General features: G+C 41.8%; 22 protein-coding genes. All 22 read right to left on the bottom strand.

Annotation, left to right across the window (positions count from 1 at the left end; translation table 11 throughout):
- Positions 1-108 precede the first annotated feature (108 nt).
- Positions 109-921 carry a spore cortex-lytic enzyme gene (gene sleB, locus ACP8HI_RS05895; RefSeq protein WP_438350198.1) on the bottom strand — a complete coding sequence of 271 codons (813 nt, stop codon included), beginning with the start codon at positions 919-921 and terminating at the stop codon, positions 109-111.
- Between the two features lie 163 nt (positions 922-1,084).
- Positions 1,085-3,745, bottom strand: coding sequence for a DNA translocase FtsK 4TM domain-containing protein (locus tag ACP8HI_RS05890; protein WP_438350197.1), 2,661 nt, complete (start codon positions 3,743-3,745; stop codon positions 1,085-1,087).
- Positions 3,746-3,818: 73 nt separating this feature from the next.
- Positions 3,819-4,046 carry a YlzJ-like family protein gene (locus ACP8HI_RS05885; RefSeq protein ID WP_438350196.1) on the bottom strand — a complete coding sequence of 76 codons (228 nt, stop codon included), beginning with the start codon at positions 4,044-4,046 and terminating at the stop codon, positions 3,819-3,821.
- Positions 4,046-4,819 carry a ClpP family protease gene (locus ACP8HI_RS05880; RefSeq protein WP_438350195.1) on the bottom strand — a complete coding sequence of 258 codons (774 nt, stop codon included), beginning with the start codon at positions 4,817-4,819 and terminating at the stop codon, positions 4,046-4,048. Before ACP8HI_RS05880 ends, ACP8HI_RS05885 begins: the two co-directional genes overlap by 1 nt.
- Positions 4,820-5,006: 187 nt before the next feature.
- A complete protein-coding gene (locus tag ACP8HI_RS05875; protein ID WP_438350194.1) occupies positions 5,007-6,686 on the bottom strand; it encodes a ribonuclease J in 1,680 nt (559 codons plus the stop codon).
- A gap of 230 nt (positions 6,687-6,916) precedes the next feature.
- Positions 6,917-7,798, bottom strand: a complete 882-nt coding sequence (gene dapA, locus ACP8HI_RS05870; RefSeq protein WP_438350193.1) for a 4-hydroxy-tetrahydrodipicolinate synthase — start codon at positions 7,796-7,798, stop codon at positions 6,917-6,919.
- Positions 7,799-7,863: 65 nt separating this feature from the next.
- Positions 7,864-9,081 carry an aspartate kinase gene (dapG, locus tag ACP8HI_RS05865; protein ID WP_438350192.1) on the bottom strand — a complete coding sequence of 406 codons (1,218 nt, stop codon included), beginning with the start codon at positions 9,079-9,081 and terminating at the stop codon, positions 7,864-7,866.
- A gap of 28 nt (positions 9,082-9,109) precedes the next feature.
- Complete coding sequence (locus tag ACP8HI_RS05860) at positions 9,110-10,153, bottom strand: aspartate-semialdehyde dehydrogenase (RefSeq protein WP_438350191.1); 1,044 nt, start codon at positions 10,151-10,153, stop codon at positions 9,110-9,112.
- A gap of 55 nt (positions 10,154-10,208) precedes the next feature.
- Positions 10,209-10,805: a dipicolinate synthase subunit B gene (locus tag ACP8HI_RS05855; protein ID WP_438350190.1), complete on the bottom strand. Its 597-nt coding sequence runs from the start codon at positions 10,803-10,805 to the stop codon at positions 10,209-10,211.
- Complete coding sequence (gene dpsA, locus ACP8HI_RS05850) at positions 10,802-11,701, bottom strand: dipicolinate synthase subunit DpsA (RefSeq protein WP_438350189.1); 900 nt, start codon at positions 11,699-11,701, stop codon at positions 10,802-10,804. Before dpsA ends, ACP8HI_RS05855 begins: the two co-directional genes overlap by 4 nt.
- A 144-nt stretch (positions 11,702-11,845) precedes the next feature.
- Positions 11,846-12,292, bottom strand: coding sequence for a dUTP diphosphatase (gene dut / locus ACP8HI_RS05845; RefSeq protein ID WP_438350188.1), 447 nt, complete (start codon positions 12,290-12,292; stop codon positions 11,846-11,848).
- Positions 12,267-13,535, bottom strand: coding sequence for a M16 family metallopeptidase (locus ACP8HI_RS05840; RefSeq protein ID WP_438350187.1), 1,269 nt, complete (start codon positions 13,533-13,535; stop codon positions 12,267-12,269). Before ACP8HI_RS05840 ends, dut begins: the two co-directional genes overlap by 26 nt.
- A gap of 263 nt (positions 13,536-13,798) precedes the next feature.
- Positions 13,799-14,788, bottom strand: coding sequence for a polysaccharide deacetylase family protein (locus ACP8HI_RS05835; protein ID WP_438350186.1), 990 nt, complete (start codon positions 14,786-14,788; stop codon positions 13,799-13,801).
- A gap of 160 nt (positions 14,789-14,948) precedes the next feature.
- The gene (pnp, locus tag ACP8HI_RS05830) at positions 14,949-17,033 is read right to left on the bottom strand and encodes a polyribonucleotide nucleotidyltransferase (protein ID WP_438350185.1); all 2,085 of its coding nucleotides are present in this window, start codon (positions 17,031-17,033) and stop codon (positions 14,949-14,951) included.
- A 125-nt stretch (positions 17,034-17,158) separates the two neighbouring features.
- Positions 17,159-17,428: a 30S ribosomal protein S15 gene (rpsO, locus tag ACP8HI_RS05825; RefSeq protein WP_438350184.1), complete on the bottom strand. Its 270-nt coding sequence runs from the start codon at positions 17,426-17,428 to the stop codon at positions 17,159-17,161.
- A gap of 144 nt (positions 17,429-17,572) precedes the next feature.
- A complete protein-coding gene (locus ACP8HI_RS05820; protein ID WP_438350183.1) occupies positions 17,573-18,514 on the bottom strand; it encodes a bifunctional riboflavin kinase/FAD synthetase in 942 nt (313 codons plus the stop codon).
- Between the two features lie 67 nt (positions 18,515-18,581).
- Positions 18,582-19,493, bottom strand: coding sequence for a tRNA pseudouridine(55) synthase TruB (gene truB, locus ACP8HI_RS05815; RefSeq protein WP_438350182.1), 912 nt, complete (start codon positions 19,491-19,493; stop codon positions 18,582-18,584).
- Positions 19,490-20,467 (bottom strand): DHH family phosphoesterase, encoded by a 978-nt coding sequence (locus ACP8HI_RS05810; protein ID WP_438350181.1) that lies wholly within the window; start codon positions 20,465-20,467, stop codon positions 19,490-19,492. Before ACP8HI_RS05810 ends, truB begins: the two co-directional genes overlap by 4 nt.
- Before the next feature lie 30 nt (positions 20,468-20,497).
- Positions 20,498-20,845, bottom strand: a complete 348-nt coding sequence (rbfA, locus tag ACP8HI_RS05805; RefSeq protein ID WP_438350180.1) for a 30S ribosome-binding factor RbfA — start codon at positions 20,843-20,845, stop codon at positions 20,498-20,500.
- A 14-nt stretch (positions 20,846-20,859) separates the two neighbouring features.
- Entirely contained in the window at positions 20,860-23,388 is a 2,529-nt protein-coding gene (infB, locus tag ACP8HI_RS05800; protein ID WP_438350179.1) for a translation initiation factor IF-2, read from the bottom strand.
- Entirely contained in the window at positions 23,381-23,704 is a 324-nt protein-coding gene (locus ACP8HI_RS05795) for a L7Ae/L30e/S12e/Gadd45 family ribosomal protein (RefSeq protein ID WP_438351717.1), read from the bottom strand. Before ACP8HI_RS05795 ends, infB begins: the two co-directional genes overlap by 8 nt.
- Positions 23,697-24,005, bottom strand: a complete 309-nt coding sequence (rnpM, locus tag ACP8HI_RS05790) for an RNase P modulator RnpM (RefSeq protein ID WP_438350178.1) — start codon at positions 24,003-24,005, stop codon at positions 23,697-23,699. Before rnpM ends, ACP8HI_RS05795 begins: the two co-directional genes overlap by 8 nt.
- Between the last annotated feature and the right edge of the window lie 26 nt (positions 24,006-24,031).

Below are 24,031 nucleotides of genomic sequence, written 5' to 3'. Positions count from 1 at the left end.
TATTATCCATTCTAACCCACCTGAAAGTGAAGAAGCAATCGAAGACAAGCCTTCGATTGCCCATTCATCTTACAGAGGTTGTTCAAAAGTCACCTTTTGATCACGTATTTACATGCAGAAAATATGCGCACCAATCGTTTTCACTTGAGGACGTGACCAAATCCACTTTGAAGTAGCCGTCTTCGGATTAAAGTAATATAGGCATCCTCCTGAAGGATCCCAACCGTTCAGCGCTTGCTGTACAGCCTGTCTCGCCCCTTCATTAGGTTCTAAATATATTTGGCCATCAGCAACTGCTGTAAAGGCTAAAGGCTGAAATATAACGCCTGAGGGGGTGTTAGGAAATTCAGATGACCTCACACGGTTCAAAATAACAGCTGCAACAGCTACCTGTCCCTCAAATGGTTCACCGCGAGCTTCACCATAAACAGCATTGGCCATTATTTTTAGGTCATTCTCAGATAGACCCATCGTATTAGAGGTTGCCAGTGATGGATTCTTCGTAGGTGTTGTCGGTTTTTGGACTGCCGCTGAATTCCCAGTATTTTTCGGTACAGTCGGTTTCCAATTCTTCGTCGCATTATAAAGCTTCAGCTTCATTTTGGGGCCGACGACCCCATCTACCTTCAAACCAAACTCATATTGAAACCATTTAACTGATTTCAGTGTATTCGTACCAAAGGTACTGTCAATCTTCCCAGTGTAATAACCAAGATGCTTAAGCCGACCCTGCAGCTCATACACATCGTCTCCTGATGAACCATATTGAAAGACATTCGTGCTAAATACCTCTTGAGAAGGAGCCTCTGGCTCATTCAAGGTATCCATCTTCGCTTCAGATTTATCTTGTGAAAAGGCGACTACAGAAAATGACAAAGTAAGCACCAACCCAATTACGATCCAACTTCTCGGTTTTTTCATATGCTTTGATCTACCTTTCTTTTGTGTTTTGACAGGTTGCTTGACATTATTATGACAAGACTTATAGCTTCCTATGCATGCATCACAAAAGTGTAGTGGATCTGACATTGGTGTAGGAACAGAAAGAGCCTCCCTCAAAATACAAGGGAGACTCTTTATTAATCTAAGAACTAATTCTACTCTGCTGATATTCCTCCATCGATATAAGAACTTCCCTTGGCTTACTTCCTTCATATGGTCCAATGATTCCACGTGCCTCCATTGAATCAATAAGTCGAGCTGCGCGGGTATATCCTACTCGCATTCTACGCTGTAGGAGGGATACCGACGCCTGTTTGGCTTCAAGTATAATTTGCACAGCCTGATCATATAGTTCATCAAGCATCTCATCCCCATTGGATGATGGTTCTTCTATTTCAGGTACAAGCGATTCATCATATTCAGCTTGTCCTTGATCACGCGCATAATCAACAATGTTCTCTACTTCTTGGTCTGTCAAATATGCACCTTGAACCCGAACCGGTTTGGATGAGCCCATTGGCATGAACAGCATATCTCCACGCCCAAGAAGCTTCTCAGCTCCTGCCATATCAAGTATCGTTCTAGAATCCACATTAGAAGAAACGCCAAATGCAATTCTCGAAGGAATATTCGCTTTGATCACTCCCGTTATAACGTCCACTGAAGGACGTTGGGTAGCGATAATGAGATGGATACCAGCTGCTCGTGCCATTTGGGCGAGTCGCATAATCGCTTCTTCCACATCATTGGCTGCGACCATCATTAGATCTGCAAGCTCGTCAACGATGACAACGATATAAGGTAATACAGCAGGTAAATTATCTTTCATTAACTTGTTATATCCTTCGATATTACGAGTCCCTGATTTGGAGAAAAGTTCATAGCGCTTCTCCATTTCGACTACAATCTTCTTCAATGCTAAAGATGCTCGTTTCGGATCTGTCACGACTGGCGCCAACAGATGAGGAATACCATTGTACATATTCAATTCGACCATCTTTGGGTCAATCATTAGAAACTTCACTTCATCCGGCTTAGCTTTATAAAGAATACTCGTAATAATTCCGTTAATACAGACGGATTTCCCTGAACCCGTAGCACCTGCGACAAGAAGATGCGGCATCTTCGCCAGATTACCAACAATCGTCTGACCTGAAATATCTCTACCAAATGCAATAGTTAACTTGGACTCTGCCTCCTGAAAGACAGTTGTCTCCATCACTTCACGCATCGTAACGATAGATACTTCGTTATTAGGCACTTCAATACCAATCGCTGATTTACCGGGGATCGGAGCTTCCATTCGGATATCCTTAGCAGCAAGTGCCAGCGCTATATCATCAGTTAAGGCCACAATCCGGCTAACCTTAACCCCAATATCTGGTTGAATTTCATAGCGGGTAACGGCAGGACCACGAACAACTTCCAATACTTTGGCCCGAACGCCAAAGCTTTCTAAAGTAGCTTCAAGCTTACGCGCTGTCTGCATGTAATCGTTCTGATCACTAGCCTTCCCAGGGCTAGGCTTAGCTAACAGACGGAATGGCGGTAAAACATATGGCTTCGGAGGGGGTGCTGGAGCGATGATCTCCGGTGAGAGCACTCCCCCATCGTCTCTCATCTCACTAGTACCCAAACCACTCGATATAGTTCCTACATTACTGTCTGTTTGGTCTACCGCTTGTTGTCCAGAAATTTCCCCTTGGCTCTTCATAACAGCTTCCTTCAGATCAGCCACTTCCTGACCGGTAAAAGCCTCTTCCAAGTCATCTTCCACAGCAATCCCTTCCGATATCACATGCTCAAAGAAATCACGTATGATTGGAGTTCTCAATCGAAGTTCATCCTCTGGCACGACATGTTCAGAATTCAATGCTACTTCATCCTCATGATGAACAGGAGTGGCATCTTTTCTTCGTTTTCCATTACGCTTATCAGGCTCAGCTACTGCCAAGTCACCAGTCATGTTATCTACATCATCATCACTGAGGGATAGTTCCTCTTTGGCACTCTTCCCACCAAACAACTGAAAAAATACAGGTGTATTCCGTTTAACTTTCGGAAGAATTTCTTCATCGAAATCATCATCTTCATCACCTGGAAGGAGTTGTCTGCTTCTATTTGAAATAGATTTTGTCTTTAATGGCGCACTACTCGCTGGTAGCTGCCGCATACTAATTTGCTTATGTACGTAAGAACCGACTTTCATCACCCTAGTTCGAACAATTCGTACCAGATCAACATAGGATAAGTTCGTAATCAACATGAAACTGATAATAAACATAACGATTCTCAATAACTTAGCGCCTATACTTCCAAACAGCCAGAAAAGAGCAGTGTACTGAATAGCGCCTATATATCCGCCACCGATATCTTTATCCATCATAGAGTTTTCTTTTCCAACGGAGGGAGTCAATAGCTCTACATGCAAATCAGACTTCGCCTGATCAAAAATGGTGCTACTACTCAAAATGGATGTAGGAGCTAATTTCTTTTCAATACTTGATATGCTAGCCATCAATGAAAAGGCAAGCACTAAAAGTAGCACGCCACTTTTACGTGAATTCCATCGGTTAGGCCACTTTCTATTGATCATTGCCATTAATCCATAATAAATTCCTACAAGTGGAACAACGAAATAAAATTTACCTAACATAAGTCCAAATATTTTGGATAGTGACCAACCAACCGTAGCTTCACCAGATAGAGCGATGACGGATAGCGTAATGAGAATAATCCCATATATTTCATATTTGAGTACGTTACTAAATATAGCCTTTTTCTTTTTTCTTCTTTTGGCCAAAAGATTCACCCCCGGAACAATATTATACCATAATTCTCCGTGGGCACCTATGTTCTATTTATCAATTCATAGGCTAATTCTGTAATAAAGGAATATAACGAATAATTTTCCCAGGTGAATATTCTGGATTTAAATAATAGTCTAACGGGCAACTTATCAATCTAACAATCTGCGCGCTACTATGGTCTATTGGCATCACTTGCATAAGACCACTTCCAATGACGATATCAACCGTTCTCTCAGGCTCCTTGAAACTCCCTTCCCATATCACATCCATGGGTATTATTGTATATAAGGTCATTATTGTAACCTCCCTGGCTGTAGCATCTCTTGTTGTTCCTTAATGAGTGAATTCAGTTTAGCTAATGCGAGACCAATGCCACCAACCTCATCCATCAATCCATATTTCACAGCATCTTTCCCACCTACTGCCGTTCCAATATCCCGATTCAGTTCACCTGTTCTAAACATTAGTTCTTTGAATCTCTCTACGGAAATTCTGGAATGGGAAGTTACAAATTGAACGACTCTTTCTTGCATTTTCTCCATATATTCAAATGTCTGTGGAACTCCTATAACTAAACCGTTTAAACGTATTGGATGTATGGTCATCGTAGCACTTTCAGCAATGATCGAATAACTGGATGCCACTGCAATAGGAACCCCAATACTATGGCCGCCACCGATCACGACAGTCACTGTTGGCTTCGTTAAAGAAGAGATCATCTCTGCAATGGCAAGTCCCGCTTCAACATCACCCCCGACTGTATTCAGAACGATAACGACACCTTTAATATCCTCACTTTGTTCTGTAGCAACCAACTGTGGGATGATATGTTCATATTTGGTCGTTTTGTTCTGTGGGGGCAACATCATATGTCCTTCAATCTGACCAATAATCGTCATACAAAATATATTCGACTCACCATTGGGAACCGATGTTTGTCCGAGTTGTTGAATGTTATTGACCACCTGAGCATCGGTTTTCACATCCGGTTGTTGATCTGGGTCTTGTGTCTCTAAACGTATTTTGGGATTGTGTCCACCCGTATTATCATTAAATGCCTTCACCATATTGGGTTCATCTTCCTTTCACCATACGCATCATAAGCTTGCCTTGCTAGTATGGGAGAAAAGATACCCTAATTATACTAAGAAAGCATAAAATGCCCCTATTCCGCAGGGAACCGTCCAATATTACCTGCAGAGTAGGGGCGACTGTGTGCTTACTTAATTATATAGTCGTCTATTAAATTTAAAATTACACTTCCATAATAATGGGAAGAATCATAGGTCTACGACGTGTTTGTTCATACAAGAAGCGTCCCAACGCATCCTTAACACCCGTTTTTAGCGATGCCCATTCATTAACTTTCTCACTCATTAGCTTCTGAAGAGTACTGGATACAATCCGGTTCGCTTCATCTAGGAGACCTTCAGATTCACGAACATATACGAATCCTCTAGAGATAATGTCAGGTCCTGACATGATATTGCCATCCTGTTTGCTTAATGTGACAACTACTACCAATATACCATCTTGTGAGAGTAATTTACGATCGCGAAGAACGATATTTCCAACGTCTCCAACACCTAATCCATCAATTAACACGTTTCCTGCCGTTACTTTTCCAGCTTTACGGGCTGAACCATTCACGATTTCAACGATCTCTCCAAGCTCTGTAATAAATATATTCTCGCGTGCAATACCTACAGATTCTGCTAATAATGCGTGACGACGTTGCATACGGAATTCCCCATGAATCGGTATGAAAAACTTCGGTTTCATCAGATTAAGCATTAATTTCAATTCTTCCTGACTACCATGACCCGAGACGTGAACACCTGGATTGGAACCACTGTAAATGACATCCGCTCCAAGTTTGAATAACTCGTCAATCGTGCGACCCACATATTTCTCATTACCAGGAACTGGAGTAGCGGCAATAATAACCGTATCACCAGGTAAAATATCTACTTTACGATGGGTAGATCGAGCCATCCGTGTTAGAGCGGACATCGGCTCCCCTTGACTTCCTGTACATAGAATAACAACTCTATCAGCAGCCATCTTGTTTACTTCTTCAGGTTCAATCAGCATACCCTCGGGTATAATCAAGTAACCTAGATCCGAAGCAATGGAAACTACATTTACCATACTGCGACCAATGACTGTTATTTTGCGACCTGTTGCTTCAGCAGCATTAACCACTTGTTGAATACGATGCACATTAGATGCGAAGGTTGCAATGACCACTCTTTGCGACGCTTTACGGAAAATATCCTCAAGTACTACACCAACATTACGTTCTGATGGTGTAAAACCAGGTTTCTCAGCATTGGTACTATCTGAGAGAAGTGCAAGCACTCCTTCTTGTCCAATAGCAGCCATCTTCTGTAAATCAGCAAATTGTCCATTCACAGGTGAATGATCAAATTTAAAATCTCCTGTATGAACTACATTTCCCTCTGGTGTAGCGACACAAACGCCTACAGAATCAGGAATACTATGGTTCGTTCTGAAGAACGTAGCTTTCATAGTCGTTCCGATCTGGACCTCTGAATTTTCATCAATCAGAATTCGCTTCGTTTCACCAAGCAAATTAGCTTCTTTTAATTTATTCTCAACCAATCCTAATGTAAGCTTTGTTCCGTATACAGGAACATTCAGATGTTTCAACACGTAAGGCAATCCGCCTATATGATCTTCGTGACCATGCGTCAGCAAAATTCCTCTAACTTTATCACGATTCTCTGTTAAATAAGAAATATCTGGAATAACAATATCGATTCCTAGCATATCCTCTTCTGGAAACTTTAATCCAGAATCCACTACAATAATGTCATTTGCATATTGAATGACATACATATTTTTTCCGATTTCACCGACGCCGCCCAAAGCAAATATCGTCAATTTATCGTTATTTAGTTTCTTAGACAATTGAATCTTACCCTCCTTGTATGGTTTTGGACGTGCACCATTATTTATATTGTATTTCAAAAACATACCGCACCCAGTCACTTATTTTCATTATACATGATTAAAAAGCGAAAAAACAAGTCATCGTACTGTTAAGTATTAAGCTTCCCTATCTAATATGTCTTTATTTCAAAAAAATGAGCACCTCCAACAGGAGGTGCTCATTTTACCGCAAGTAATTAATTAACCATTTAGATTAATGCGATCAAACCTTTAATAAACTCAACCTCATCCTCGTTGGGTGGGAGAATTGGCAGTCGAGGTTCACCAACATCATACCCCACCAATTGAAGGGCATACTTAACAGCTGACGGATTCGGTAGCGGTTCTGGGCATTCGAACATTCCTTTAAAAATAGGGAATAACTGTTGATGAAGTAATGTTGCTTGTCTTACATCACCCTCAATAAAGGAATCAATCATATTCTTCATTGTAGCACCTACAATATGTGAGGCTACACTAATGACTCCATAGGCCCCTACAGCAAGTGCTGGAAGCGCTGCTGAGTCATCACCAGTATAAACCTTGAAATGCTCTGGAGCAGACGTAGCAATCTGCGTGACGTGCTCCAATGAGGCACATTCCTTAGTCCCAACAATATTAGGTATCTCCGCCAAGCGAAGGGTTGTCTTAGCCGTAAGGCTGGACATCGTGCGACTTGGTACATTATACAAAATGATTGGTAATTCAGTACTATGCGCAATAGCTTCGAAATGACGGAACATACCCTCTTGACTCGGTTTGTTATAGTACGGGACAACTAGCAAGAGAGCATCAACACCAAGCTTTTCAGCCTCTTGTGACATATAAATAGAATTCGCTGTATTATTGCTCCCCGTACCGGCAATGATCTTGCAACGATCTCCTGCTTTTTCCACGCAAAATCGGAATAATTCAAGTTTCTCATCATCGCTCAACGTTGGAGATTCTCCTGTTGTGCCTCCGATAACCAGTGAATCTGATTTTTGCTCATGAATTAAATAATCTATTAGTCTGGAAGTTTCATCCCAGTTAATCTGACCACGATCATCAAATGGGGTTACCATAGCTGTCATTAACCTTCCAAATCTCATACATTTCCTCCTAAAAGTTTCCGTAGAAAACTATCTTCGTAAGCATGAACTAGAACATCTACATATTATCTATTTAACTCAAATGTGCTGTGAAGGGAACGCAAAGATTGAACCATATCTTCCTTCTTAACGAGCACCCAGATCGTCGTATTCGAATCAGCTGATTGCAATATTTGTATATGCTGTTCACTTAATGATTCTACGATTTTGGCCATAATTCCAGGAACACCATTAATTCCTCCACCAATGATAGACACCTTAGCACATCCTGATATGCTCTTCGGTCTAAATCCCAGCTGTTGAAGAATCGAAAGTGCCCGCTCCGAATGATGATCAAACACCGTATATACCGCACCTGTGGTGGTAACATTAATAAAATCAACACTTATTGAATTCTCTGCCATTGATTTAAATACCTTTAACTGTAGATTACTAGATCCATCTCCGCAATCTACTGTTATTTGGGTGACATTGCTGACATACGCGATCCCAGTTACCAAACGATCAACAACACCAGACTGAACGTCACGAAATCCCTCAGGATTAGTAACTAACGTTCCTTCATCCTCGGAGAATGTTGAACGAATACGTACAGGAATTTGAGCTTGCATAGCAATCTCAACTGCACGCGGATGAATAACCTTGGCTCCTTGATATGCCATGTTACAAATTTCAGTGTAACTGACATGTGATATGGGTCTAGCATCTTCGACAATTCGCGGATCTGCTGTCAACACACCATTTACATCGGTATAAATATCAACCATCTCCGCTTGAAGAGCCGCACCCAATGCTGTAGCCGTAGTATCACTACCCCCTCTTCCAAGAGTAGTGATATCTCCAGTGATCGTCTGACCCTGAAATCCAGTTACTATGACTACCTTATGTTTCTTGAATTCCTCTATAATCCGTGCTGGATGAATGTCTACAATACGAGCATTACCGTAATGATCATTCGTTTCAAAGCCTGCCTGAGCACCTGTAAGAACCGTTGATGCGATCCCATTACTCTCCAACAAGCTACATAATGTCGTTGCAGATATAATTTCACCGCAGGATAGCAGCAAATCTTTTTCACGTGCTGGTAATGCATCGCCATTCTGGGCAATCCACTCAAGTAACGTATCGGTCGCATAAGGTTCTCCACGACGCCCCATAGCCGAAACAACAACAACTAGATTATAGTCCTCATTCAATTCTCTTCTAATATGTGAAATCACATATTCTCTTGCCTGAGGAGATGACAAGGATGTACCACCGAATTTCTGAACTAATATTCGCATTCCTATTCCTCCACATAACTTTAACCTACTAGCGTACGGAATGATTAGATGCGACTATTTCAGCAATCTGTACAGCATTCCATGCTGCACCTTTGATAAGATTGTCAGATACAATCCACATATTTAGACCCCGTTGATGTCCATAGTCCCGACGTAAACGTCCAACAAATATATCTGGTTTTCCAGTAGATTCAGTAGCCAGTGGGTACGCTTGCGTCGAAGGATCATCTACTACAGTAATTCCAGGAGAGTTCTCAAGAAGTTTTCTCACCGCATCTAGGTCATAGTCTTCTTTCAATTCTACATATACGGACTCAGAATGACCATAGATAACTGGAACTCGAACACAAGTTGCTGTTACTGCTATCGTCTCATCGCCCATTATTTTTTTAGTTTCATTAACCATTTTCATTTCTTCTAAAGTAAATCCATTATCTTCAAATTTATCAATTTGAGGGATCACATTAAAAGCAATCTGATGTTTCACCGGAAGTGATCCAACAGGTAGAATGTCAGGTTCAACCTTTTTACCATCTAGAACTTCCTTAGTTTGACGCAGGAGTTCATCAATTGCTTTGCTTCCTGCGCCAGACACTGCCTGATAAGTCGAAACGATAACTCGTGAAATGCCGTAAGCATCTTGCAAAGGCTTTAATGCAGCAACCATTTGAATCGTAGAACAATTCGGATTCGCAATAATACCGACATGCTCCTTGATCTTCTCGGAATTAACTTCAGGAACAACCAAAGGAGTAGTTGGATCCATTCTATAAGCGTTCGTGTTATCAATGCATACTGCACCATGACGAATAGCATGTGGAGCAAACTGCTTGCTTATGTCGCCACCAGCGCTAAACAACGCAATATCAATTCCTTCAAAACTATCAGGGGTAGCTTCTTCTACTATTATATCTTGGCCTTTAAACTTAATGACGGTACCCGCAGAACGTGCAGATGAAAGCAGCTTCAGCTTTGATATTGGGAAATCACGCTTCTCCAATAATCCTATGATCTGTTCTCCAACTGCTCCTGTAGCTCCTAGAACAGCGACATTAAATTTCTGATTGTTCATTTGCTGTATCTCCCCTTATTCTAATTATGACATCCTCTAGTAAAAATATAAGTTCCTATGCTGAATGAAACCGTTCGATAATCATAGGCTGTAACTGAGATCCACTAAGTGCCGCATAACATGTTTCTGGAATCAGTTCCATCTTGGCAACGAGAGAATTAGGCTTTTGCAGTGGGTTATCCTGACCATATGGAACGAAATAAATATTCTTCGTTACCATCAGCTTCGCAATATTAGCTGCGTTCAACCCTAATCCGTCGTTTGTGGAAATAGCCAGCACCAAAGGACGACAATTACGCATTTGGGCTTTCGCTGCCATTAAGACCGGAGTGTCAGTCATAGCATTTGCCAACTTACTTGTTGTAGTCCCGGTACATGGTCCAATAACTAGAACATCCAGTAATTTAGACGGTCCTAGTGGTTCCGCTCCAACAATTGTAGAAATAATATCATTCCCTGTAATATCTTTCAACTGTTTCAACCAATTTTCTGACGATCCAAAGCGTGTATCTGTATTTTGTACCGTATTTGAAACAATTGGCACCACGTTAGCACCTTCATTAACAAATCGTAATACTTGAGGCATAACTTCTTCTAACGTACAATGAGATCCAGTGATCGCATACCCTACCGTTTTGCCCTGCCACTTCATTTCTCATCCCCCCGAATCTTGATTTCATCTGAAATCAACTGTACCAATGCGTTCGCAATGATAATACCAGCTGTTTTGGGAGCAACGATACCAGGCAGTCCAGGTGCAAGCAGCGCCTTAATTCCCCGCTTCTCCGCAAAGCGGAAATCGCACCCACCTGGTGCTGAAGCAAGGTCAATAATGACTGCATTTGTGGGCATTTGAGACAGGATTTGCGCTGTGACTATCATAGTCGGTATCGTATTAAAAAGCAAGTTGACATCAACTATTTTCCGCCCCAAATCCCTTATTAGAAAAGGCTCCCAGCCCATTTCACTCGCCCTTGCAAAGTGCACTTCAGATCGTACTCCCATCGATACTTTCGCTCCCAAACCTTGCAAGCTTTTGGCCATTGTAAATCCTGTTCGACCCATCCCTAGGACCATACAATTCGATCCATGTATCGTGAAATCAGTATGCTGAATAGCCATCATTATGGCCCCTTCTGCTGTCGGTATAGAATTATAGATCGCCACATCATCTCGTTCCAGCAATTCCACAAGATGAATCTTACGTTCGAAACACATATTACTTAAATATGGCTTTGCAATACCTGTATATACCGTACATTCATGCGGTAATACAGCAAAATGTTCCTCCAGTAACTGTAATGGTTCGGATGAGAATAGCGTCATAATCTTGCCCTCATTGTCACAACCCATGACCGGTAGTACAAGTACATCCGTTTGCTCTAATAGTTCAATAGAAAGCCGCTCTCTTGCAATGTCCTCTAACTGATCTGTGAGCCCATCGAATCCAACAATAGAGACTAACGCATCCTTCTCAGAGAACTTTCGAATCACTTCGATCTGTCTTGCATCCCCGCCTATGAACAAAACTCTCACGCCAGTCAGCATCAGGATGTGGCTCCTTTCCCAATTCCATGTACTATATCGCATAATATGCGAATGCCTAAACAGGGGTGAAAGATGTAGATACAAATGAAGAAATAAAAAGAGCTTACGGATGCCTTCAGAAGGCCTTCGTAAGCTCAAACTTATCTATTTACCTGTATGACCAAATCCACCAGAACCACGCACAGTCTCCGAGAGCTCATTCACGATCTCCCATTCCACATGAGGAACGGTCTGGAACACCATTTGAGCAATCCGTTCATTCCTTACGATAGTAAATGGCTCAGCTCCAAGATTAATTAAGAGCACTCTGATTTCCCCGCGATAATCGGCATCAATCGTTCCAGGTGTATTCAGACAAGTAATACCATGCTTTAATGCAAGTCCACTACGCGGACGAATTTGCGCTTCAAGACCTTCTGGCATTGCAATAGCATATCCAGTAGGTATTAACTTCCGTTCCCTAGGTTGTAGAATAACCTCTTCTTCAACTGCTGCATACAAATCATAACCTGAAGCTAGAGAAGACATTTTCTCTGGAAGCTTAATGTCTTCATTCCCAGATAACCTATTTATTTGAACGTAATGTAACAAAGTCATCGCCCCTTATTCCTGAAATACTTCGATCAGACGTCCCAACCATCGCAACAGAGAATGGCTCGCTGAACATAAGATCAAGTACGGATTCCACATCATCCATCGAAATTTTATCAATATTCGTGATCATTTCATCTAGTGTATAATGTTTACCTAACATCAACTCATTTTTGCCAAGACGATTCATACGACTGCCCGTACCTTCTAGACTAAGAATGAGACTGCCCTTCAATTGTTCTTTTCCTTTACGCAACTCATCATCACTTAAACCCTTTGTAGCGAGATCGAACAATACTTCTTTCGTAAGGTCCATAACCTCTTTCGTTTGTTTAGGTGCAGTTCCCGCATATATCGTGAACAACCCATTGTCCGCATGGGCACTATGATAAGAATATACAGCATAAGCCAATCCACGTTTCTCACGGATTTCCTGGAATAGACGAGAACTCATTCCTCCACCGATTGCATTATTCAACAATACCATGGCATATTGTCTTTTATCATCAATTGCACATCCCGGAAACGACAAGCAAATATGATTTTGCTCCGTTTTCTTTTTGTGAAACAGAACATTACTATGAAATTCGGGTACAGTAATACCACTCTCATTTCCATGATTCTTAAATCCGCCGAAATGACGTTCCAATAGCTCTACCAAATGCTCATCAATATTTCCCGCTACACTGATCACCGTGTTCTCAATCGTATAATGTTCGGCCATGTATGCTTTAAGATCTTTCGATTTCATTTCTTCCAATTGCTCTTTCGTCCCCAAGATAGGGTAGGCTAGTGGATGCTCTCCATAGACGGCTTTTGCCATTAAATCATGAACGATATCATCCGGAGTGTCCTCATACATAGAGATTTCCTCGAGAATAACATTTCTCTCTTTCGACAACTCACCATCATCCATATTAGATCGGAAGAACATATCCGCAAGCACATCAACGGCGATCGGAAGATGCTCATCAAGCACTTTAGCATAATAACATGTATATTCCTTCGACGTGAACGCGTTCAAATTGCCTCCAATAGCATCGAATTGTTCAGCAATATCTTTCGCATCGAATCGTTCTGTTCCCTTGAAAAGCATATGCTCAATAAAATGAGAAACGCCATTGTTTTGAACATCCTCATATCTCGAACCTGTTTTCACCCAAATACCGAAGGAAACGGAACGGCAAGTTGGAATTTTCTCCATCACTACTCTTAGGCCGTTACTTAGTTTTATTTTTTCCATACGAAGGCCCTCCTATTATGAAACACTAGATAATCACTACAAATACGAGTTCAAAAAGTCAGATTTTCAGCACCGAGAAGATTGAATAAAGCTAGGGACTGAGGAGCGGAGCGTAGGTAATACCTACGTGAGCACCGGAAGGCCCGGCTGAATTCAATCTTCGATGTCGAATACACCTCTTGCTATACTTCGTGATCAAAAGATGACTTTTTGAACTTCCTCTACAAGATAATCCATTCCTTATCCTACCAAAGAAACAGAATTCACTCAACTACTGGCTCCACTATGCGCTCTGTAGACAGTGTTTGACTTACCGTTCCCAGATATAACCCTTTTGCTTTAATGGCTTGAATCATCCCCTGCAGAGCCTCTGAGGAAGATGATGTAGGGTGCATCAATATTAGAAATCCGGGTTCGACTTTTTCGGATATTTTATTCACAATCGACTGCGGGGATGGTTTCCGCCAATCTACCGTATCCAAAGTCCATAGTACGGTATACATTCCTTGCCCTTTCGCAATTCTAACCGTATCACTATCGAAATCACCTGATGGAGGAGCGAACCATTTCGGCTCTTGATCCAATTCATCCTTCAATAATTTCTGCGTTTTACTTATTTCAGATATAGCCTTTTCCTCACTTAGCTGACTCATATTAAGATGAGAATAAGCATGGTTCGATAGTTCATGACCTCTTTTTTGAATTTCTTTCGCAAGTTCAACATTACTATTTAGCCATTTACCATCAAAAAAGAAAGTAGCCTTTACATTTTCCTGATCCAATGTATTTAACATTGGAATAATATATTCGTTTCCCCAAGCCACATTGATCATTAAAGATACCATAGGTTTCAGGGGATTTCCACGATAAATAGGTTGCACTTCAAGATCATGAAGCCCCACCTTTGGATGTAGTTGACGAAATACATATGTAATGGAAGATCCGTTCTCCTTGGCTTTGGCATGCTTATAAGTTTCATCTATATCCACTTCCAACCCATTATATCCTGGAATGGCTTTCCAGATACGATCTATCTTTGCATTAATTGGCTCAATCCTTGTATGAATAGCCTTGTCCTTAATTTCTTGGTATAAGGGGTCTTCCTCTTTATTATCACTCAACCACTGTATAACATCTTGTGAGTGTATTTCATTCCGACCCATCCCAATAAATTGCTTAACGCTATTGGATTGACCTATTCCCAATACTACGGTAAAACAGGCAAGTAGAATGGCAACTTTTCTCGTATTCATGAAATATTTCATCTCCCTTGTTACCTTTGTCCCATCATATGTGAAGAACATTTGGAATATGAATAGGGAGATGAAGTCAATCAAATTAAAAAAAGAGCCAGATGATGAAGCTCTCTGTCTCTTTTCTAATTCTTTCATGTCTACTTCATTGAACCGACAATTACACGGTCAATGTTGCTTTGCGAGACAAATTAATTCGTCCCTGTTGGTCAATCTCAGTTACTTTAACCGTAATGGAGTCTCCAATGGCAATAATATCCTCCACTTTGGCGACACGTTCTGTTGACAGTTGTGAAATATGAACTAGCCCTTCCTTATTTGGAAGGATTTCCACAAATGCACCGAATTTCTCAATACGCTTCACAGTACCCACAAAAATCTCGCCCACTTCAACTTGGCGAACAATTCCTTCAATAATGGCACGTGCCTTTTGATTCATTTCTTCATTCGTTGAAGCAATAAACACACGTCCATCTTGTTCGATATCAATCTTAACGCCTGTTTCTTCAATGATCTTGTTAATTATTTTACCACCCGCACCAATAACATCACGGATACGATCTGGATTAATATTTAGAGTCATAATTTTCGGTGCGTAAGGAGATAGAGTTGTTCTTGGTTGAGCGATCGCTTCATTCATTTTGCTTAAGATGAACATACGTCCTTCTTTAGCTTGACTTAAAGCATCCTGCAAAATTTGACGACTAATTCCATCGATCTTAATATCCATTTGGATAGCTGTAACACCTACAGCTGTACCCGCAACTTTAAAGTCCATATCCCCAAGATGATCTTCCATACCTTGAATATCAGTCAAGATCGATACATGCTCACCATCTTTAATAAGTCCCATAGCTACACCAGCTACCGGCGCCTTAATAGGTACCCCTGCATCCATCATAGCGAGAATTCCTGCACATATACTAGCTTGTGAGGATGATCCATTGGACTCCAACACTTCAGATACGAGGCGAATGGCATATGGAAAATCAACTTCTGAAGGAAGAACTTTAGCCATTGCTCGTTCACCCAGTGCACCATGTCCGATTTCTCGGCGACCTGGTGGACGTAGTGGACGTGCTTCACCAACGCTGAATGGAGGGAAGTTATAATGATGCATGAAGCGTTTCGATTCTTGTGAATCGACCCCGTCGAGAATTTGAACGTCTCCAAGTGCACCTAAAGTACATACACTAAGCGCTTGTGTTTGCCCACGTGTAAACAACCCTGTTCCATGCGTACGCGGTAAAATACCTGTATCACATTCGATCGGGCGAATTTCATCCAATTTCCGTCCATCCGGACGTACTTTATCATGTGTAATTAAGCGTCTTACTTCTTCCTTGACGATATCATGCAGTATTTCCTTGACATCTTTCATGAGTTCCGGTGTCTCTATGTACTTCTGTTCAAACAAAGTAACCGTCGCCTCATTAATACTGTCAATCGCATCCTGGCGTGCATGTTTTTCCTGAGTTTTAACTGCCGCTTTCAGTTTAGCTTCTGCAAATTCACGAACAGCAACATTTACGTCAGCATCTACTGTATGAAGTTTGACTGCCATCTTAGGTTTTCCAGCCTGTGCAACCAATTCTTCGATCGTCGCCACAATGTTCTTAATCTCATTATGACCAAACATGATAGCTTCAAGCATAGCTTCTTCCGGCACTTCATCGCCTTCTGCTTCTACCATCATAATCGCATCTTTCGTTCCAGCAACAACTAGGTATAGATCACTCGTTTCTTGATCTGCCATGTTCGGATTAATGATGAACTGCCCATCTTTCCGACCCACAGCAACAGCACCAATAGGACCACTAAATGGAACATCAGAAATGCTTAGTGCAGCAGAGGTACCAATCATCGCAGCAATGTCAGGCGCACAATCTTGATCCACACTCATGACTAGATTGGCAATTTGTACATCATTACGGAAACCTTCAGGGAACAATGGACGTATAGGCCGATCCGTTAGACGACTAGAAAGAATAGCCTTCTCGCTTGGTCGACCTTCACGTTTAATAAATCCTCCAGGGATTTTACCAACTGCATACATTCTTTCCTCATAGTTAACCGTAAGTGGGAAAAAATCCAGATCCTTCGGCTCATTTGAAGCTGTTACTGTACACAGTACGACCGTTTCTCCATAACGAACCATGACTGCAGCATTCGCTTGCTTGGCGAAACGTCCAGTTTCCAAAATTAGGGTTCTTCCACCTAATTGCATTTCAACACGTTTTTCCATGAAATCCCTCCTTCTTCAATTCGTATTTCTTATTATTGTAAAAAGAAACCCGATTGCCCCCGCTGTCACTCCTGAAAGGACATACGGTGAACAACCAGGCTGCATTTGTTAAGGCTATTGGATTATTAACGACGCAATCCGAGTTTCACAATCAAAGTACTATAACGTCTTACATCCTTATTCTTCAGGTACTTCAACAACTTACGACGTTGTCCAACCATCTTCAACAATCCACGACGAGAATGATGATCCTTCTTGTGTGCTTGGAAATGGGTAATCAGATTCGTAATGTTCTCCGTAAGGATAGCTATTTGCACTTCTGGTGATCCAGTATCGGACTCATGCGTTTTGTGCTCAGCAATCAATTCATGTTTACGTTCTTGAGTTAATGCCATCCTATTCACCTCCTTCAATTATAATCGCCATTAGCCTCGTTACCGTTGGTGAGATCGTGTAACCAAGCTAAGGTTATCTTGTCTTTGTCTCCAATGACGTTTATCAGTATAGCATATCTACATATATAAAGTAAACTCGAACTTCTATGACTCCAATAACTGTTCTGCTAACTGTGCATCCGCCTTGATTTGCGTAACCAATTCCTGTATAGATGGGAAGCGGCGCTCTTCACGTAAATAGTGTACAAGTTCTACTGCTAAATGCTCACCATATAAACATTCATCGAAATGAAAAAGATGGGCTTCAAAACTTGGAGCTATAACGTCCTCATGAAACGTTGGTTTGACCCCTATATTCATTACACCCATAATCCATTTCTCTTTATACAATACACGGATAGCGTATACGCCTTTGGCTGGAACGACATACCGATCATCCAGTTTCAAATTCGCTGTAGGGAAACCGATCGTACGACCTCGTTTTTCCCCTTCAACAACCATTCCGCGTAACTTGTAATTGCGTCCGAACAGATTATTGGCTAGCTTCAAGTTTCCAGACTGAAGTGCCTTACGAATAACTGAGCTACTCACCTTTTCACTATCAAGCAGGAAAGGAGGAGTAATTTCCACATCCATATTACCTTGACCCATTTCACGAAGCATTTCAACATCCCCTGCTCCCTGATATCCAAACCGGAAGTCGAAACCAACAACGACCGTATCGATATTTAGCGGGAGAAGTACACCTGCGAAGAAATCATGTGGACTAACTCGAGAAAACTCTTCATCAAATTGAGCAACATATAACGTATCAATTCCCATGCCTGCAAGCAATTCCTGTTTGTCCCGCAGAGGGGTTAAGTACCCTTCATAGTCCCCCTTACCCATCACCTCTTTAGGATGCGGATTAAAGGTCACTACTGCCGATGGAATTCCTTTTCGCTTCGCCAATTGAATAGCGGAAGAGATCACACTTACGTGCCCCAAATGAATTCCATCAAACTGCCCTATAGCTACAACTTGAGATTCTTCCCTCCCAAGAAGCATTTCGGGCGAAAGGGGATAAGATAACATAACAGTCTTCAAGACTTTCTCACCTGCAATTCCATTAGATAACCTGATTCATAATGATTCTTCTGAAGAATCATTATTCCTACAAGAACACTTTTATAGGAGCAATTGCTCCTGTCTCTAGTTGTCGTTGAAATATTCCTAGAAATCGTTGTTCAGTATCATATAGTCGTATCGGTGCTTCTCCAGTCACTTCCGGGCTAACTGATTTATATGATAGCCTTTGGCCTTGGATCGCCGCAGTTGTTTTCTCCTCGGATACCGTATGTGCAGGTAAATGAGGTATCGCTTCATCTACAGGGATCAAATGCGAATGGAGTGTCCCTTCATCCATATAACGTTGAATGTCATCAAAGTTCAAGCAATGTTCTGCATCAATCCCTGCTGACTTCGTTCGCGTAAGCTTCGCCATGACTGAAGGGAGCCCTAAAGCCCGTCCAATATCAACGCAAAGCGTTCGGATATAAGTTCCTTTTGAACACAATGCTCGGAAGGTTATTTCAGGATAAGATCCATCCCAAGAGATATCGGTCATTTCGATCTCATAAATGGTAACCTCGCGACTTTTACGCTCCACTATTTTACCTTCTCGAGCTAATTCATACAATCTTTTTCCATCTACTTTCACAGCGGAGTACATAGGAGGAACCTGAGATATAACGCCTTGAAAGGAATTCAGTACCTCCAGAACATCTTCCTTAGTAACCGAGACGGATTCAACTTGTTCTATAATCTGACCCGTTAAGTCCTCTGTGTCCGTAGCTAGTCCAAGTCGCATCGTAGCATAGTACTCCTTCGGAAGCTCTTGCATGTATTCAACTACACGCGTAGCACGTCCCAAGCATAATGGGAGCACACCGGTAACTTGAGGGTCAAGCGTCCCTGTATGTCCGATCCGCTTCATCTTTAATATACCTCGGACCTTCGCTACGACATCATGTGATGTGAATCCCGCTGGTTTATATACAGCTAGTATTCCTTCAAGATCGCTCATAATAATTGTCTCACCCGTTCCAGCACTTGCGGAATAATGTTATCCAAGGTTCCTTCTATCCTACAACCCGCTGCCCGAACATGCCCTCCGCCGCCAAACATTTGTGCTAATGCTGCAACATCCACCGTTCCGGAGGATCGAAGGCTCACTTTCACAGCAGAGTCATCGATGGCTTTAAATAGAATCCCTACTTCCACACCACTTATATTGCGTGGGTAGTTCACAATCCCTTCTAAATCTTCATTGATTGCTCCACATTCCGCCATAAATTCAGGTGTGATGTGAACCCAACTAATGAGACCATCAGATGACATTTCCAGCGTACTTAGTGCCTTTATTAGTATTTTCATTTGTGAAGGAGTCATTTCTTCTAATAGATTCTCAGACAGCATTGGACCATTAACTCCATAACCAAGTAATTCAGAAGCCATACTCATCACTTTTGGAGTCGTATTGGAATATCGAAATCCACCCGTATCCGTAAGGATCCCTGTATAAATAGCTGTGGCAGATTCTTGTGTCCATTCAATAGGAAATTCCCCTATCAAATCATATAATATTTCCGTTGTGGCAGCTGCATCGCTCTTAATTAGATTCACTTGTCCATAACCGTCATTGGTAGGATGATGATCCAAATTAAGGATTATCGCATCCTCAGCAAAGAACTGATTCGTTAATCCCACACGCTTAAAGTCAGCACAATCCACACAAATCACATGCTTAAACATCCGATCAGGAGGATTACTCTCCATGTTGAGTATTTCTTCACTAAGCATAAGGAATTGCATGCGCTTTGGGATAGGTCCTTCATTCATTAGAGTGAATTTCTTCCCTAGACATGAGAGAAGCCAGCCCACAACTACCGTGGAACTGACTGCATCTCCGTCTGGCTGAACATGCGACACTACAAGAAAATCATCATGCTGGAGTAAATACTCCTTTGCAATTTCAAGCGATTGTTCATAGGTCTGCATCGCTGTCTCCTTTTAAACCGTTATTCAAGTTTATTGATTCTTCTCAATATCGCTTAACAACTTCTCAATATGACTACCGTATGCAATAGATTCGTCAAATTTGAAAATAAGTTCCGGCGTATGTCGTAGACGAATCCGTTTTCCTAGCTCTGACCGAAGATATCCATTCGCCTTTTCGAGCGCAATAAGCGTATTCTTCTTTTGTTCTTCATCACCAAGTACACTGAGATATACTTTTGCTTGTGCAAGGTCATTCGGAACTTCGACCCCAGTTACGGTTACGAAGCCTATCCGAGGATCCTTTAGTTCGCTTTGAATAAGCACACTCAATTCCTTCTTAATCTGCTCACCAACACGTCCCACGCGAATTTTAGCCATGTTTAATCACCTCTCTACTTGCGTTCCACCGTTTCCATAATGAAGGCTTCAATAACGTCGCCTTCTTTGAGTTCACTATAGCTTTCCAAAGTTATACCACATTCATACCCTTGTGCTACTTCTTTGGCATCATCCTTAAATCTCTTCAAGGAGTCAATCTTTCCTTCATGAATAACAATGCTATTACGAATTAGGCGTATTTCCGCATTACGCACCATTTTACCTGAAGTAACCATACTACCTGCGATCGTACCAATCTTGCCGATTGAGAATACATTACGTACCTCAGCATGACCGATAACCTTCTCTTTAAATATTGGATCAAGCATACCCTTCATCGCTTGCTCGATCTCTTCAATCACCTTGTAGATAACGCGGTGTAAACGGATGTCAACTTTTTCTTCTTGTGCTGTAGCAGCCGCTTGATGATCTGGGCGAACGTTGTATCCAATAACAATAGCGCTAGAAGCAGCGGCTAGAATGATATCAGACTCAGTAATCGCACCTGCACCACTATGAAGTATTTTGACACGAACGCCCTCTACTTCAATCTTCTCAAGTGAGCTCTTCAGTGCTTCAACTGTACCTTGAACATCACCCTTGATGATGACATTAAGACCTTTGATCTCACCATCTTTAATATGTTGGAACAGATCATCCAATGTCACGCGTACATTACTACCCATCTCGCTTTGGCGTTGAGTAATGGAACGTTTCTCAGCGATGGAGCGTGCTTTACGTTCATCTTCGAACACCATGAATGGATCGCCTGCTTGTGGCACTTCAGTCAACCCAGTAATTTCGATAGGTGTAGATGGACCTGCTTCCTTCACACGGCGACCCTTATCGTTCACCATTGTACGAATACGACCAAAGCAGTTACCCGCTACGAAAGCATCTCCAACACGAAGAGTACCATGTTGAACCAACACTCGAGCTACTGGACCCCGACCTTTATCAAGCTCAGCTTCAATAACCGCAGCACGAGCGCGTTTATTTGGATTAGCTTTATATTCATTCATTTCTGCAACAAGTAGAATCATTTCAAGCAATTCTTCAAGTCCCAATTTTTGTTTGGCAGATACATTAGCATAGATTGTATCCCCGCCCCATTCTTCTGGAACTAAGCCGTATTCAGTCAATTCCTGCTTCACTTTGTCAGGATCAGCACCAGGCTTATCAATTTTGTTAACCGCTACGATAATCGGTAATTCCGCTGCTTTAGCATGGTTAATGGCTTCCACAGTTTGTGGCATAACACCATCATCTGCTGCAACAACGATAATTGCTATATCCGTAATTGAAGATCCACGAGCACGCATAGCTGTAAAAGCTTCGTGACCAGGTGTATCCAAGAACGTAATCTTCTTATTATTAATTTCAACTTGGTAAGCACCGATATGCTGGGTAATTCCACCCGCTTCGCCACTTGATACATTCGCTGAACGAATAGCATCTAGCAATGTAGTCTTACCATGATCGACGTGACCCATAATAGTGACTACAGGAGGACGTGTTTGCAAATCAGTCTCATCATCAACTTCTTCAACCGTCTCGAACCGATCGTCTTCTACTGCAATTTTCACTTCAACTTCTACACCGAATTCAGCAGCTAGGAGAAGTACAGTTTCAAGATCTAGTTCTTGGTTAATCGTAGCCATAACACCCATTGTGATCAATTTCTTAATCACTTCAGATGCATCCTTATGAAGCAATTTAGCTGCTTCTCCAACAGTCATCGCGCCACGAACGATAATCTTTTTAGGGGTATTGTCAATTTTTTCGCGAGCCGGGTACGAGGCTTTTCCTCTACCATTTTTTCCACCACGATTGTTTCTGAAGTTACCACCCTTGTTATCATCGAAACGTCTAGCCCCATTATTGCCAGGTCTAGCCTTGTTAGCACCTCTGTTATCGCCTTGTGTAGGGCTACTTGAGCGATTCGCAGTTTGACTTCCTTGTTGAGGAGTACTCGGTCTTTGACCACCTTGAGATGATGCTGGTCTTGATGCGCCACCTGTACTTTGAGGTCTAGGAGAACTCGTATTACTTTGTGGTCTTGGTGTAGCATTATTTGTACCTTGAGTTCTTGGAGCGCTTGTACTACTTTGAGATCTTGGAGCAGATGTACTGCTTTGTGGCCTTGACGTTACTGTAGCATTAGTGTTATTCGTATTATTATTCATACCTACCTGCTTTTCCTGTTGTTTTTTTATGTCACTTTGTTCCGTTACAGTGCTACTCTCTTGAGGAGATTCAGGCACTACGGTTGGTTTTACCGCAACTTCATCCTTCTTGACAGATGAGATTGCTGCCACTACATTTTTATCTCCGCCTTCTCTTTTGGCGGCTGCATTGGACTTAATATTATTAAAAAACTGCTCTACCTTCGAGACAGTTTCACCCTCCATTACACTCATATGGTTATTGACAGGGATTTCTAAACGCTTCAATATCGTAATTATTTCTTTACTACTCATGTTTAGCGACTTTGCATACTCATATACACGTAACTTTTCACTTTTATTATCTTGATTAGTCAATATACTCCACCTCCGTCATAGTCTCCATTGATTTAGAGATCATCTTCGCGAATCCTTGATCCGTAATTGCCAGCACAACACGATGTGGTTTCCCAATACTTGTGCCCAGACTTTCCCGGTCATATCCGATCACCAGAGGGATTTTGTATGTTCCGCATTTATCACGAAACTTTTTTTGTGTATTTGGTGATGCATCGCAAGCTAGAATGACCAGCTTAGCTTCTGAAGAACGAATAGTTTTGAGCACGATTTCATCACCTGTAACTACTTTTCCTGCACGCATCGCAAGACCCAGACGAGAAAGCGTATTATCCATCATTGGAATTCTCCTTCATCACTAAAAATTGTTCTTCAACAACGACAAAGTCATCTGCCAACTGTTCATAAATCTCCGGTTTCACATGATGTTTCAATGCGCGATCCAATGACTTATTCTTTTGTGCCAACTTAAAGCAGGAAGCCTTACCACACAGATAAGCCCCTCGACCTGACCTCTTACCTGACAGATCAATAAGAACTTCATCATCTGGCGTTTTCACAATACGAATGAGTTGTTTCTTCGGCATCATTTCTTGGCATGCCACACATTTACGCAAAGGTATTTTTCTTGACTTCATAATTGTCCCTCCGTCCTATTTCAGGA

Source organism: Paenibacillus sp. FA6, from assembly GCF_051550225.1.
Lineage (GTDB): Bacteria > Bacillota > Bacilli > Paenibacillales > Paenibacillaceae > Paenibacillus_AQ.
Note: the sequence above shows the minus strand (reverse complement) of the source record. Positions and strands in the feature narration are given on the sequence as shown.

Excerpts from the sequence above, each read along its gene's own strand:
- sleB (WP_438350198.1), bottom strand. The coding sequence starts at position 921 with ATGAAAAAACCGAGAAGTTGGATCGTAATTGGGTTGGTGCTTACTTTG.
- pnp (WP_438350185.1), bottom strand. The coding sequence starts at position 17,033 with ATGGAAAAACGTGTTGAAATGCAATTAGGTGGAAGAACCCTAATTTTG.
- ACP8HI_RS05835 (WP_438350186.1), bottom strand. The coding sequence starts at position 14,788 with ATGAATACGAGAAAAGTTGCCATTCTACTTGCCTGTTTTACCGTAGTA.
- dapG (WP_438350192.1), bottom strand. The coding sequence starts at position 9,081 with ATGCGAATATTAGTTCAGAAATTCGGTGGTACATCCTTGTCATCTCCT.
- ACP8HI_RS05860 (WP_438350191.1), bottom strand. The coding sequence starts at position 10,153 with ATGAACAATCAGAAATTTAATGTCGCTGTTCTAGGAGCTACAGGAGCA.
- ACP8HI_RS05855 (WP_438350190.1), bottom strand. The coding sequence starts at position 10,805 with ATGAAGTGGCAGGGCAAAACGGTAGGGTATGCGATCACTGGATCTCAT.
- truB (WP_438350182.1), bottom strand. The coding sequence starts at position 19,493 with ATGAGCGATCTTGAAGGAATACTAGCTGTATATAAACCAGCGGGATTC.
- ACP8HI_RS05880 (WP_438350195.1), bottom strand. The coding sequence starts at position 4,819 with ATGGTGAAGGCATTTAATGATAATACGGGTGGACACAATCCCAAAATA.
- rbfA (WP_438350180.1), bottom strand. The coding sequence starts at position 20,845 with ATGGCTAAAATTCGCGTGGGACGTGTTGGTGAGCAGATTAAGAAGGAA.
- ACP8HI_RS05885 (WP_438350196.1), bottom strand. The coding sequence starts at position 4,046 with ATGACCTTATATACAATAATACCCATGGATGTGATATGGGAAGGGAGT.
- ACP8HI_RS05840 (WP_438350187.1), bottom strand. The coding sequence starts at position 13,535 with ATGGAAAAAATAAAACTAAGTAACGGCCTAAGAGTAGTGATGGAGAAA.
- dapA (WP_438350193.1), bottom strand. The coding sequence starts at position 7,798 with ATGAGATTTGGAAGGTTAATGACAGCTATGGTAACCCCATTTGATGAT.
- dpsA (WP_438350189.1), bottom strand. The coding sequence starts at position 11,701 with ATGCTGACTGGCGTGAGAGTTTTGTTCATAGGCGGGGATGCAAGACAG.
- ACP8HI_RS05810 (WP_438350181.1), bottom strand. The coding sequence starts at position 20,467 with ATGCAGACCTATGAACAATCGCTTGAAATTGCAAAGGAGTATTTACTC.
- ACP8HI_RS05795 (WP_438351717.1), bottom strand. The coding sequence starts at position 23,704 with ATGGATAATACGCTTTCTCGTCTGGGTCTTGCGATGCGTGCAGGAAAA.
- rpsO (WP_438350184.1), bottom strand. The coding sequence starts at position 17,428 with ATGGCATTAACTCAAGAACGTAAACATGAATTGATTGCTGAGCACAAA.
- rnpM (WP_438350178.1), bottom strand. The coding sequence starts at position 24,005 with ATGAAGTCAAGAAAAATACCTTTGCGTAAATGTGTGGCATGCCAAGAA.